The organism is Companilactobacillus paralimentarius, assembly GCF_963227125.1.
In the GTDB taxonomy this organism is placed as follows: Bacteria; Bacillota; Bacilli; order Lactobacillales; family Lactobacillaceae; genus Companilactobacillus; species Companilactobacillus paralimentarius.
Genome location: NZ_OY724131.1, coordinates 2518763 through 2530883 on the forward strand (window position 1 = coordinate 2518763; position 12121 = coordinate 2530883).

The 12121-nt window shown below is 33.9% G+C and carries 11 protein-coding genes and 1 pseudogene; 4 read left to right on the top strand and 8 right to left on the bottom strand.

Annotated elements, in window-relative coordinates:
- Positions 1 to 6: 6 nt before the first annotated feature.
- From ACI6PB_RS12385 to ACI6PB_RS12405, 5 genes are all read right to left on the bottom strand, one after another.
- The gene (locus ACI6PB_RS12385; protein WP_404327518.1) at positions 7 to 1152 is read right to left on the bottom strand and encodes an exo-beta-N-acetylmuramidase NamZ domain-containing protein; all 1146 of its coding nucleotides are present in this window, start codon (positions 1150 to 1152) and stop codon (positions 7 to 9) included.
- Positions 1153 to 1161: 9 nt separating this feature from the next.
- Positions 1162 to 1425, bottom strand: coding sequence for an acylphosphatase (locus ACI6PB_RS12390; RefSeq protein WP_404327519.1), 264 nt, complete (start codon positions 1423 to 1425; stop codon positions 1162 to 1164).
- 37 nt (positions 1426 to 1462) lie between these two features.
- Positions 1463 to 2776, bottom strand: coding sequence for a PTS sugar transporter subunit IIC (locus tag ACI6PB_RS12395; RefSeq protein ID WP_054642665.1), 1314 nt, complete (start codon positions 2774 to 2776; stop codon positions 1463 to 1465).
- 116 nt (positions 2777 to 2892) lie between these two features.
- Complete coding sequence (locus tag ACI6PB_RS12400; RefSeq protein ID WP_404327520.1) at positions 2893 to 3978, bottom strand: DUF871 domain-containing protein; 1086 nt, start codon at positions 3976 to 3978, stop codon at positions 2893 to 2895.
- On the bottom strand, positions 3975 to 4877 hold the full coding sequence (locus ACI6PB_RS12405; RefSeq protein ID WP_404327522.1) for a BadF/BadG/BcrA/BcrD ATPase family protein: 903 nt from the start codon (positions 4875 to 4877) through the stop codon (positions 3975 to 3977). Before ACI6PB_RS12405 ends, ACI6PB_RS12400 begins: the two co-directional genes overlap by 4 nt.
- Before the next feature lie 122 nt (positions 4878 to 4999).
- Between ACI6PB_RS12405 and ACI6PB_RS12410 the strand changes: the two genes are divergently transcribed.
- The 4 genes from ACI6PB_RS12410 (at position 5000) to ACI6PB_RS12425 (ending at position 8363) form a co-directional block, all read left to right on the top strand.
- Complete coding sequence (locus tag ACI6PB_RS12410; protein WP_404327523.1) at positions 5000 to 5749, top strand: alpha/beta hydrolase; 750 nt, start codon at positions 5000 to 5002, stop codon at positions 5747 to 5749.
- A gap of 1 nt (position 5750) precedes the next feature.
- A complete protein-coding gene (gene murQ, locus ACI6PB_RS12415) occupies positions 5751 to 6635 on the top strand; it encodes an N-acetylmuramic acid 6-phosphate etherase (RefSeq protein ID WP_404327524.1) in 885 nt (294 codons plus the stop codon).
- 109 nt (positions 6636 to 6744) lie between these two features.
- Positions 6745 to 7386: an FMN-dependent NADH-azoreductase gene (locus ACI6PB_RS12420; RefSeq protein ID WP_404327525.1), complete on the top strand. Its 642-nt coding sequence runs from the start codon at positions 6745 to 6747 to the stop codon at positions 7384 to 7386.
- Between the two features lie 119 nt (positions 7387 to 7505).
- Positions 7506 to 8363 carry an NFACT RNA binding domain-containing protein gene (locus tag ACI6PB_RS12425; RefSeq protein WP_025085989.1) on the top strand — a complete coding sequence of 286 codons (858 nt, stop codon included), beginning with the start codon at positions 7506 to 7508 and terminating at the stop codon, positions 8361 to 8363.
- Between the two features lie 33 nt (positions 8364 to 8396).
- Here the strand turns inward: ACI6PB_RS12425 and ACI6PB_RS12430 are convergent.
- From ACI6PB_RS12430 to ACI6PB_RS12440, 3 genes and pseudogenes are all read right to left on the bottom strand, one after another.
- Positions 8397 to 10063 (bottom strand): annotated as a pseudogene (locus tag ACI6PB_RS12430) (glycoside hydrolase family 13 protein).
- A gap of 153 nt (positions 10064 to 10216) precedes the next feature.
- Positions 10217 to 10978, bottom strand: coding sequence for a YibE/F family protein (locus ACI6PB_RS12435; protein WP_056955875.1), 762 nt, complete (start codon positions 10976 to 10978; stop codon positions 10217 to 10219).
- Positions 10979 to 10981: 3 nt separating this feature from the next.
- Positions 10982 to 12052, bottom strand: coding sequence for a YibE/F family protein (locus ACI6PB_RS12440; protein WP_056955876.1), 1071 nt, complete (start codon positions 12050 to 12052; stop codon positions 10982 to 10984).
- Positions 12053 to 12121 lie beyond the last annotated feature (69 nt).

The following is a 12121-nucleotide window of genomic DNA, read 5'->3' on the forward strand; positions in this document are numbered from 1 at the left end:
TCCTTCCTAATATAGGAAATATTTTTCCACTTTCTTCTTAAAACCTTTATTATCATATTCCGTATCATCTATTAGTTCATTTAAATCCATTTCACTTCTAATATTCTTACCAGCTAAATATTCTATAAAATGATGATTAGTTCCAATAGATGGCGATACCAAATCATAAGTGAATTTATCTGTATAAAGATGAATCATAGACTTAAGAACACTGTATCCTAATTTTAACGCATTAAATTCAGTATCTTTAATATGAATCTGTATTCCTTGACAAACTTCACCCTCAAATTTAGATGTTAAAGGTTCAAACCATACGGGTTGGAATGCAAGCTTACCTTCTTGAGTTATTTTACTATCATCATTCATATAACCTGCCAGAAATTCACCATTTATCCAAGGAGCACCGACTTGTTCAAAGGGGCGTACGGTCCCTCTACCTTCAGAAAGGTTCGTCCCTTCTATTAAACAAAGGCCTGGATACAACCTTAATGCATCAAAAGTTGGCAAATTAGGTGATGGTGATATCCATGACAATCCATTTTGTTTAATATCTTTCCTACTATTCCAATTAATCATATGTCCGACATGTAAATCTAAATCAGGTAAATAATTATCTTTTATAAACTCTGCCAATTCACCAATTGTTAGTCCATAACGATTAGGTAACGGTAACAATCCTACAAATGAAAAGTAATCTGGTGTTAATTCATCTCCCAACGGATTTTCCCTTCCCAAAGGTAGCGGTCTATCCATAACCAATATCGATAAATTAACTTTTTCAGCTACTTGCATGACTCTTAAAAGAGTGTAGATATAAGTATAATACCGGATTCCAATATCTTGAATATCAAAAACAATTATATCCACGTCAGATAGCTCTGACTCCGTAGGTGCTTGATGATCTCCATACAAACTAATCACATCTAACTTGAGTTTATCATCGTAGTAGCTGTCCACATTTTCGCCCGCAGCAGCAACTCCGTGTAATCCATGTTCAGGCGTGAATAATTTAACTACTTTTCCATATTGATTCAGTACTTCTGATGTCAAATTAAATTTTGACGTCAGGCCAGTAAAATTAGTAACTAATCCAATATTCTTATTCCTTACAATATTCTGATAATCCGAGATGTTTTCAATTCCTAGTATCATGATTAATTTTTATCCAATACGAAACATCTTTTCATCAATTTCAGGAATTGTTTCTTCGTCAATTTTATCAACACTAAAGAATTGGTTACCAGCAGCCATCTTCTTTTTGAACTGATCAATTGCGTCTTCATTCCCCTGAACTTCGGCAACTACTTTACCCTCAGGACCACGGGATGAAACACCCGTTAAATGAAACTGCATTGCATAACGTTGAGCAACATACTTTACTCCGCCCTCTGAAAGTTTTCCATGAAATACTAATCTTTTACGCATTAATCAGTTTCCTCCTATACTTAATTATTTAACAAAACTAAGCTGTTACACTTTGTGTTTTTTCTGAATCCTCTTCAGCCTTTTCTTCTTTCTCTTGTTCTAACAATTGTCTATCATACATCATTGTGAATGGGTAGTAGATTACTAAGTAAATAACAAAATTCAAAAGCATTAAGAAAATAGCACGTACATCGGCCTGTGTAATCATATAACCCATTATTGGGAATGGTACCGTAAATGGCGCTAGCATAGAAGTCTTATTAACCAAGTTCAAAGTCATTGCAAAATATGTAATTGTTGTTGTTATAAATGGTCCTACAATAAAAGGTATTGCTAAAATTGGATTTAGAACAATCGGAGCACCAAAGATAATTGGTTCATTAATATTAAATATACCTGGTACTAATGCCAATTTACCAATTTGCTTCAAATATGCAGACTTAGCAAAAATACATGCAATTAAACAAAGAGCTAAAGTACCACCGGATCCACCAATCCAAACGAATGTGTAGAATCCCTCAGTCGCAATATTATGAGCTAAATGACCTGCTGCAACTGCATCGGCATTTTGTTGCCACAGAATTAGCCAAAATGGGCGAACAAGGTTCCCAATGATGGAATCACCATGAATACCTGTTGACCATAACAATGTAATAAGTAGTGGTGGTAATACAACACCAATATATGAATTCATGCCAACATGAATAATTGGTTTGAATAGCGTCATCAAGAATTCATTGATATTCCATTTTAAAATTCCTGATAGGATCCATACTACGATAATAACTACCGCTGAAGGAATAATAGCGGCAAATGAACGTGAAACTGATTCTGGAACCTGATCCGGCATCTTAATGGTTATATTATGTTTACTACAAAAGTTAATAATTTCAGTAGAAAAAATAGCAACGATAATAGCTGTAAACATACCTGATCCACCTAAGTATGTCATTGGCATTACCATGCCCAAGGCAACCTTAGGATTTGCTGCATCATTAGCTAGTACTGGAACGGTTGTCATAAGAAAAGCACCCATTGAAATTAATCCACTAGACAAAGCATCTAGTTTATAATGTTTAGCTAATTGATATCCAATACCAAATGCTGCATAAACAGCCATTAAACCAACGGTAATTCTGTAAGGCAACATAATTGTTGCTACATATGGCTTAACAAGATTTTGGTAAGCTGGAATTGGAAACTGTGCAAAAAGAACAAAGAAACTACCTAGCATGACTAAAGGCATTGTTGCAATGATACCATCACGAATGGATACCAAGTAACGGTTTTGAGACAATTTAACCATAGGTGGCATTAATTTTGCTTCAATCCACTCTAAAAAATTCTTCATTTTTTACATCCCTTTCTGTAAACGTTTTCTGATTTCGCTTTAAGTATAACACCTTGTTTTAATATTTCAATATTATTAGTTATTTGTTGAAATATAATTTCTAAAATAAGTGCACACTATCTAGTAAAATTAAATTTTGTCCATGGGTACAGGTATTTTAATAAAGGCAATTCTTCTTCCTTAATGCTGGCTACTTTGTTCTTTCTACTATCGGAATGTGGCTGTAACACTACTTGTAATTCATTCTTATATACTCCAAATGCATCGTTACCAATTAAGATATCCCCAATATTAAATTGTTCTTTATTGTCATGTACCCGATTTGCCTGTTCTCGATACTCAACTCTAGATTCTGTTGACCTTGCAACTAAGGCATTACTATCCCCTCGACGATAATGATTTTCTTCTAATATAATTTTCCTTTCAACATCATTTATATCTGAAACCAAATCTACGGAAAAACTTAATTTATAGCGATTCAACTCTCCAAGCTTTTTCAATTCGTCTTTGCTAGCATATGCATTGCCAATAATAACATCATCAATTAAACCACTCATAAACATAGATTTTGCCTGTACTTCGATTGGTAAATTACGGTCAGACTCTCTAGTAGGTAAACCATCATTAACATTCCAGGGACCCTGATTACCAACCTGACTAGAAACAAATGCGGCAGTATGAATTCCTCTATCCTTGAATCGTTTACTACAGCGTTCAAAGAATTGATTTTCTAACCCTGTTCCCACTTGTGGATAGAAATTATGACAACCATACAAAAATGGTTGATTGGCTTGATAACTTAATATGTTATCTAAGTATCCTGTATCATTACTCATATTTAATTCAATTATGAGTCCTTCTGGATTGTAAGATAAGTCTGCTTCTGTAATTCCGTTAAAGCCCTGGTCCAATCTAACAGCAGAAACGCCTAATTTCTTAAAAAAAGATAAATCCGTATATGAAATACCTAATTGATTAAAAATTCTTGGGGAAACATCCAACGTAGTTTGAAAGCCATGTTCATTTCCAAATTCTATAATCTTTTTAAACTTTTTTTCTGTTGCTTTAACATCTTTAGCTTCTAACATACTCATAAAAATTCTAGTAAACCCATATTTTTCTCCAAGTAATAAATAAGCCTTATCCTGCTCTTCGTTGCTATGATCGGGATAAATTGATAAACCAATTTGTCGCATTGTCATATTTTAAAATCCTCCTTATGTTGCTGATACCAATAGATTGAACCTGAAGCATTGTTTCTACTTGTGGTTATGAATTTTGTTTCTGGATAAATATCTAAAATTGTTTTTTCAAATATAGATTTATAGAAATTGTTCTTTTGAAGAACACTTCCTGATTCACCTATAATTATTTTGGAAATATTAGTATGACGTTGCATCATTAGAATAGTTTGATTAGCTAAACTAATTGCTGCAGCCGATATAATCTCTTTAGCAATATGACTTTGAGACGATAATTTATTAGTTGTCATAGATAACTCTGCTATCTCTTTACGATTGGAAGAATAAATTTTAGAAATCAAAGAAAATAAATCCTTCTGACCTACTTCTTTCAAATAATCATCGATAAAACGTTTATTCTTCCCCTGATCATAACTTGAAGTAAGGGTTTGTAAAGAACGTCTAGCAATATCATAGGCGCTGCCTTCGTCCCCAACTAAGTAACCCCATCCCCCGATTCTATCGACTTTTTCTCCAAATCTAGAAAATACGGCTGACCCTGTACCTGATAATGAAAGTATTCCCTCATTACCTGATAATATATTCCAAAGAGCTAAAGTGGCATCGCTCATTAAAATAACTGGTATATTGAATTTAGTCGTTAATTCTTTTTTAAAGTCACTAATTTCACCAAAAGTATCTAGTCCAGCTATTCCAATAACAATTCCAACACAACCTTTTAAAGAATATTCATTAAAAATAGTTTCAATCATTCTATTTAGACGTAATTTTGTTTTCTGTTCATCAATTAGAATATTACCGGAACCCGTTTCATAGTTTTTTTGTATATTCCCGTTAAGTTCTATAACCTGCCCCACAATATGGGTTCCACCACTATCAATTCCAACTATAAATGACATTTTTTGCCCCCTTTTCTTCTTGACTATAATGATGATTACGGTTACATTATAAACGCAAGAAATAATATTTCAATATAACTGTGATAAAACAGTTTTAATATTTCAAAAAGTGAGGTGTTATCATGGCACTTATTTCCGTTCATTTCTCCTCTAAGTTATTGCAAACACAAACAGTTGTCAGACTCATCATGCCGGATAGGCCCATAAATAAACCACTTCAAACTATTTGGTGGTTACATGGCTTGGGAGACGATGGCAGTGCATGGATTAGGAAAACGAGACTAGAATTATTTGCGTCACAATTTAATGTAGCTATCATCATACCGGATATGCAGAGATCATTTTTTCAAAACATTCGTGGTGGATTACCTTACTTTGATTACTTAAGTAAAGAATTACCAAATTATTTAGAAACAATTTTCCCTTTAAGTAAAAATCAAAAAGATACTTTTTTGGTTGGAAATTCTATGGGTGGATACGGCTCATACAAGTGGAGCGCACTTAATCCTGATAAATTTAGTTACGTTGCTACATTATCGCCAGTAACAAATCTGAATACGGTCACTTCGTTTATGGAGGATTATCAAAGTATCCTTGGCAAGGAACCCAATAAAATCACAAGTCTTTTTGACCTTATGTCACCTAACATTGAACAATTAAAAAAAATAAATTGGATACAATTCATGGGATCTGATGATTCTTTAAGAGAAGACAGCGAAACATTCACAAAAAAAGTGCAAAATCAATTAAACCTAGATTTAAACCAAAATATTTTATCTGGAAATCATAATTGGACATTTTGGGACGAGCAACTACCTGAACTATTTAAGTGGTTACCACTCCACAAACTAGACTCAGGGGGCAATAATTAACATGAATGTAACAGAGATGCGTAATCCTAACTCAGAAAACATTGATAAGTACAGTACACGAAAAATCTTAAAAACTATAAATAATGCAGATCAAGAAGTTCCTAATGTTATATCAAATGACAAAATAATTGATCAACTAGCTCTAATCGTAGATAAGATCGTAAAATCTTTTCAAAATGATGGTCACTTATTCTACATAGGTGCTGGTACTAGCGGGCGGTTGGGAGTTTTGGATGCCTCAGAATGCGTACCAACTTTCGGAGTTAAATCCACGATGGTCCAAGGTATTATCGCTGGTGGCTCCAAAGCCATTACACAACCCGTAGAAGGCGCTGAAGACTCATTGACACAAGCACCGTTAGATTTACAAACTCATAATGTCACAAAAAAAGATGTCGTAATTGGAATAGCAGCAAGTGGTAGAACACCATATGTCATTTCGGCATTACAATATGCAAAGAAGTTGGGATGTGTTACAGCTTCTATAAGTTGCAATCCTCAATCAGAGGTAAGTAAATATTCAGACTATCCTATTGAAGCTGTAGTAGGACCTGAAATCTTAACAGGCTCTACTCGAATGAAATCCGGAACAGCACAAAAATTAATTTTAAATATGATTTCTACCACGGCAATGATTAGATTTGGGAAAACTTATAGCAACCTAATGGTTGATTTACAACCAACTAATCATAAATTAATTGATCGTGCTATTCGCATTATCTCTGAAGCAACTAACGTATCAGAAGACGCTGCTAAAACATATTATGAAAAATCTGATCAACAACCTAAGGTTGCAATACTAATGGCACTTTGTAATATTGATAAAAATACTGCAGAACAACAATTATCAGAAACAAAGGGGCGAATCGCCGACAATATTCAGTAAACTTCATTAATAACAGGAATTATGCTATAAACTAGTATAATTCCTGTTATTTTTGTAAGCGTTTAATCATATAATAGTAATAATCAAGAAAGAAAAGAGGTTCACTCTTATGTCAACAGTATTAGTTATTTATGCACATCCTCAATCAGACAAAGAATCATCTACTAAGGCTCTTTATAATCATTTCATTAAAGCTTATAAAATCAGTCATCCCGATGACAAAGTTATCGAACATAATGTTTCTGAATACATGCCTTTTCCATTGAATAAAATTGCTATTTCAATTTATAACAAGTCAATGGCTCGCCAATCTTTCAATGCTGACGAAGAAAGATTTAAAGAGGCTAGACAAAAGTGGATTGATGAATTCGTTCAGGCTGACAAATATGTTTTTGTAAATCCTATGTACAATCTCTTTATTCCCGCCGAAATGAAGAGTTACATTGATATCGTGATGCAAGTTCCTGACACTTTCCACTACACTGATGCAGGTATCCCTGAAGGTAACTTACACAATAAAAAAGCTATCCATATTCAAGCTAATGGTGGTAACTACCATGGCTCAAATGGTGCTCCCGATGCAAGTTCTCTAGACCTTGGTCATCAATATATCGGTACGATTCTTCATATTATGGGTGTTGATGATTATCAAGGTGTCTTTGCAGAAGGTATGGATCACGATCCTCAAAATGCTGAAAAGATTTTAAATAAGGCATTCGAAAAAGCTGAAGAAGCTGGTAAAAAATTCTAAGTAAAAAAGACTTCTATCGCCTAATAATTAGGAAATAGAAGCCTTTTTGTTAATAATTGGTTAGTGTTATTATTGATGCATGTCGTCATGACGATTAATAATTAAATCGAGGTTTATCCATGGAAACTGAATCAGACGCCAATGAAGTTATTGAAGCTATTAAGTGGCAAATACATCACACAAAGAAACAAATTGAATCATTAAATAAAGCTATTACACGTATTGGTGATGTTGAACAATTAAAAGTGAAAGGTACTTTGCTTAAAACTTATGCCTCTCAAATTGATACGAAAAAAGGCTATGTTATCCTACCTGATTACCGAGATCATAAGGAAATAACTATCTACTTAGATACTAAGAAATCAATTATTGATAACGCTGAAACCTATTTTCATCAATATCACCGTGACCAACGCGGATTGAAAACTATTCAAGATAACTTAAATAAAGCCGAGAAAAATTTGCAAAAACAAATTATACGTCAAACAAATTTTGATGCGACAGATTCTCACCAAATTGAACTAGTTAGAAAGCAATTGATTGCTGAAGATGCTATAAAAACTAAAATTCTGCATTCATCTAAAGCTCCAGAGCCTGCCCATCCACGTCGATTCTACACAACTGATCATGTCCTAGTTGAAGTTGGTAAAAATAGTGATCAAAATGACCACCTAACGTTGACTGCCAATAAAGATTATTATTGGATGCATGTCAGTGAATTGGCCGGTTCTCATGTGGTCGTTCATAGTGCCCATCCTAGCAAGCAAACATTATTGGAAGCTGCCAATTTGACTGCTTACTACAGTAAAGGTCGAGGGCTCAAACAAGTACCTGTTGATGTTTTAAAAGTTGGACAATTATTCAAACCACAAGGCGCCAAATCAGGATTGGTCATGTTTAACGGTAAAGCTGACACCTTAACAGTTGATCCTGATAAAGAATTAGCTCAAAAACTGGCTGAAAAGAATTTAAAATAAAGAATTCAATATCGAATAGATATTGAACTCTTTTTATTTCAACAAGTAAACTTTACTCTCATATGGACGCAATCTTGTATTTTTATCATCAACATAATTGCCAATTAACAGTGCCCCATTCTCTTGTCCATAATCTCTGATCACTTCGTGAGCAGTAAAATTATTAATAACTAATAAAGTTTCATCGTTATAACGACGGCGATAAGTAAAAACTTCTTCGTCTTCCATATCTATAACTGCGTAGTCTCCATAAACGATTAAATCACTCTTGTGTCGCAATTCAATTAATTTTTGATAATAGTAAAAGATGGAATTACTATCCGCTAAATTCTCTTCAACGTTGATTTGAGAGTAGTTAGGATTCACTGCTAACCAAGGCGTCCCGTCTGTAAATCCACTATTATTATTTTGGTTCCATTGCATTGGAGTTCTAGCATTATCCCGTGTTCGATAAAATACTTCAGCATTGTTTCTTTATCGACAATTTTTTCAACTTCAACAAATTCTTTATAGGCATTCAAAGATTGAATATCTTCATATTGTGATAATTCAGTGAAGTGTGCATTTGTCATACCGATTTCTTCGCCCTCGTAAACGTAAGGCGTTCCCTGTAACATATGCAGAGTCGTTCCCAACATCTTAGCTGCTAAAACACGGTACTTTGGATTGTCTGTTGCAAAACGAGATACAGCTCGGGATTGGTCATGATTACTCCAATAGAGACTATTCCAGCCTTTCCCGTCTAAGGCAATTTCCCACTTACTCAAAACCTTTTTTAAATCAACTAAATCAATTGGTTCATCGTTCCAATGACCTAAGCGTTTATCAGAATTGGGGGAGATATTCATATGATTAAATTGGAAAACCATATTTAATTTATTTTCCTTTAATCCTGCGTACTTAATAGCCTCTTTAGGTGTTGATCCTGGCATCTCGCCTACTGTCATGACATCATATTTAGATAAAACTTTATCGTTCATTTCCTCTAAAAACTCATTTAATCGATGACCATTAGCCACTAAACCAGTCCCACCATACTTGGCCCCTGTTTTTTTATTGCCATCTGGCAAACCTTCAGGTTTGGAAATCAAATTGATAACATCCATTCTGAAACCGTCAATACCTTTATCTAACCAGAAACGCATTAAATTCCAGACCTCTTGACGAACTTTAGGATTATCCCAATTGAGATCAGGTTGTTCTTTTGTATAAAGATGCAAATAGTATTGGCCTGTAGTTTCATCGAATTCCCAAGCTGATCCAGCAAAACGCGAACCCCAATTATTTGGTTCATGACCATCGACCGAATCCCGCCAAATATAATAATTGCGATAAGGATTGTCCTTAGACTTACGACTTTCTTGGAACCACTTGTGTTGATCAGAAGTATGGTTAACAACCAAATCCATCATTATTTTTAACCCTAACGCATGAGCTTTTTCTAACATTTCATCAAAATCACTCATGGTTCCATAATTGGGTTGAATTGCACAATAATCACTAATATCATAGCCATTATCTTTATCAGGAGATTTGTAAATCGGATTCAACCAAACAACATCGGCACCCAATTTTTTGATATACGGCAAACGACTAGTAATACCGGGTAAATCACCAATCCCATCATTATTACTGTCTTGAAAACTCTTCGGATAAACTTGATAAACCACTGCTTTCTTCCACCAATCGCTATAAGCCATGAAAAATTCCCCTCAATTATCTATTCATTTAGATTATAAAAAAATTTTACTAAAATAATTAAGTTTTCAGCAATCAATTCCAAACAAAAAAATCATACCAACAAAGGTATGATTTTCCAGTTATAACAACGTTTTAGTATCTATATGTGAAAATTAATTATCGGTTTTCCTTAATTTAACTTTGTTAGCCTTGTGATAAACCAGAAATGATGTAATAGGAACTGTTAAGATCACGCCAATTGTACAAATTAATGTGGTTAAAATTTCTGCCACAACTAATTTATCATTCAGAATGTCAGTAAATTTATACCCCAATGAATGAATTAAGAAAAATAAAGGAAACGTTGCTGAAAAGAAATTGAACAATAACGTATTCGTCTGCGTGTTAAGAATTTTATTTCCAACTGAAAAACCATCGTTAAATATTTCTGTTGGCGTCAAAGTGGGTTTATTTGAAACAATCTCATTCAAACCACTAGTAATAGCAACACTAGTTTCAGAAATGACGCCTAGACTGTTGATAACAATGATAGCAATTGCCAACTGTGGAAATGAAATTCCAGCCGCTAAAGAGAATGATTCAAGTTCATCCTGATTCTCAGGACCCATGCCTTGGGCACTAGCCCAATATTCCAAAGGAATTGTAATCAATAGAATAAAAATCATAATTAATAATGACGTTTGAAAAGCCGTATTAGCAGTATTGCCATTTTCAACATTCATATAAATTGCGACAACCAGTATTACAATTGCGATAATGCCTGTGGTGACTAAAATATTAAATCCATCAGCTATCAAAACTAAAAGTGCTATTACGGATATAACATTGATTCCTAATCCAAATAATAAAGTCAGACCACGAGTACCAGTCACCATCAGTAATAAAACAACAAAAGTTGCAAATAAATATAGCATGACTTACCTCCTTGTGATCACTTTGCTTGAAATAAAACTAGTTATTGGAACTGTCAAAACAATTCCAATAGCACTAATTAATAACTGGGCTATTCCCAAACTAAGAGTCATATTTAATGTGTAACTGACTGAGTTACCATTGCTCAAATAAAGTAGAACCACATTTAAGTTCCCCGCTATAACGATAAAAAGTAAAATATTAATTAAGGGACCTATCAATTCTCGACCAATATTGATACCAGACTTAAATAGTGTTTTAGCAGATACATCAGTTACTTCTTTTTTCATTTCAATTAATGATGAAGAGATATCCATCGTTTCATCCAAGATAACACCTAAAACGCCAAATAAAACTTGTGACAAAAAAACACCTAAGTAAGGTTGCAATTCAAAATCATCTAATTCCAAATGCATTCCACTGTAACCAGTCATACTTAAAACAAAAACGCTCAATAGAATTGCAATTGTTGTTGATATAACAGTGCTTGAGTAGGCCATCAAGGCTGAATATGTCGGTCCCAAAATGACTAGCAGGGCCGTTGCAGATATTAATAACGCCGTTACAGCGGTTAAAGGAAGCAAGATACTATTATGTGTTCCAATAATTATCTGTAAATATCCAAAGTAAATCACCACATTGATCAAAACACTGATAAATAATTTTCGGCGATCAAATTTCATACAATAAAGCAAAAATATCACTAGGCCAAAAGTAAATACTAACGGAGTATCACGTTTTACATTCTTAGCTGCATAGCCTTTTCCACTCTTCGTTAGAATCACCTGTTGACCAACACGGTACTTAGTATCAGTCAATTGTGAATTATAATAAGTGTTTCTAAACGATACTGTTTGACCTCTTTTATCGGTATTCAATAACTTTGCTCTGACTTTTTGAGTATATTCAGTATCAGTATTCTTATACTCATCTGTTGAAGTCTGCTTACTAGTTATTGCAACGTTCTCAACCTTTACAACCGGATCATGATATAAAAAACTATCAAAATAAGTTAAACTGGTTGCAAATAAGACAATCAAACCCACAATAACGAGTAAACGTATATTTTTTTTCATCGGAATCTCCCCGCATTTCTGCTCATGCTTACATTATATGTTTTTTTCAGAAAAAAATTTGTGACTTTT

Coding starts and splice junctions, on each gene's coding strand:
- ACI6PB_RS12410 (WP_404327523.1), top strand. CDS start 5,000: ATGGCACTTATTTCCGTTCATTTCTCCTCTAAGTTATTGCAAACACAA.
- ACI6PB_RS12400 (WP_404327520.1), bottom strand. CDS start 3,978: ATGACAATGCGACAAATTGGTTTATCAATTTATCCCGATCATAGCAAC.
- ACI6PB_RS12405 (WP_404327522.1), bottom strand. CDS start 4,877: ATGTCATTTATAGTTGGAATTGATAGTGGTGGAACCCATATTGTGGGG.
- ACI6PB_RS12435 (WP_056955875.1), bottom strand. CDS start 10,978: ATGCTATATTTATTTGCAACTTTTGTTGTTTTATTACTGATGGTGACT.
- ACI6PB_RS12420 (WP_404327525.1), top strand. CDS start 6,745: ATGTCAACAGTATTAGTTATTTATGCACATCCTCAATCAGACAAAGAA.
- ACI6PB_RS12440 (WP_056955876.1), bottom strand. CDS start 12,052: ATGAAAAAAAATATACGTTTACTCGTTATTGTGGGTTTGATTGTCTTA.
- ACI6PB_RS12425 (WP_025085989.1), top strand. CDS start 7,506: ATGGAAACTGAATCAGACGCCAATGAAGTTATTGAAGCTATTAAGTGG.
- ACI6PB_RS12385 (WP_404327518.1), bottom strand. CDS start 1,152: ATGATACTAGGAATTGAAAACATCTCGGATTATCAGAATATTGTAAGG.
- murQ (WP_404327524.1), top strand. CDS start 5,751: ATGAATGTAACAGAGATGCGTAATCCTAACTCAGAAAACATTGATAAG.
- ACI6PB_RS12395 (WP_054642665.1), bottom strand. CDS start 2,776: ATGAAGAATTTTTTAGAGTGGATTGAAGCAAAATTAATGCCACCTATG.
- ACI6PB_RS12390 (WP_404327519.1), bottom strand. CDS start 1,425: ATGCGTAAAAGATTAGTATTTCATGGAAAACTTTCAGAGGGCGGAGTA.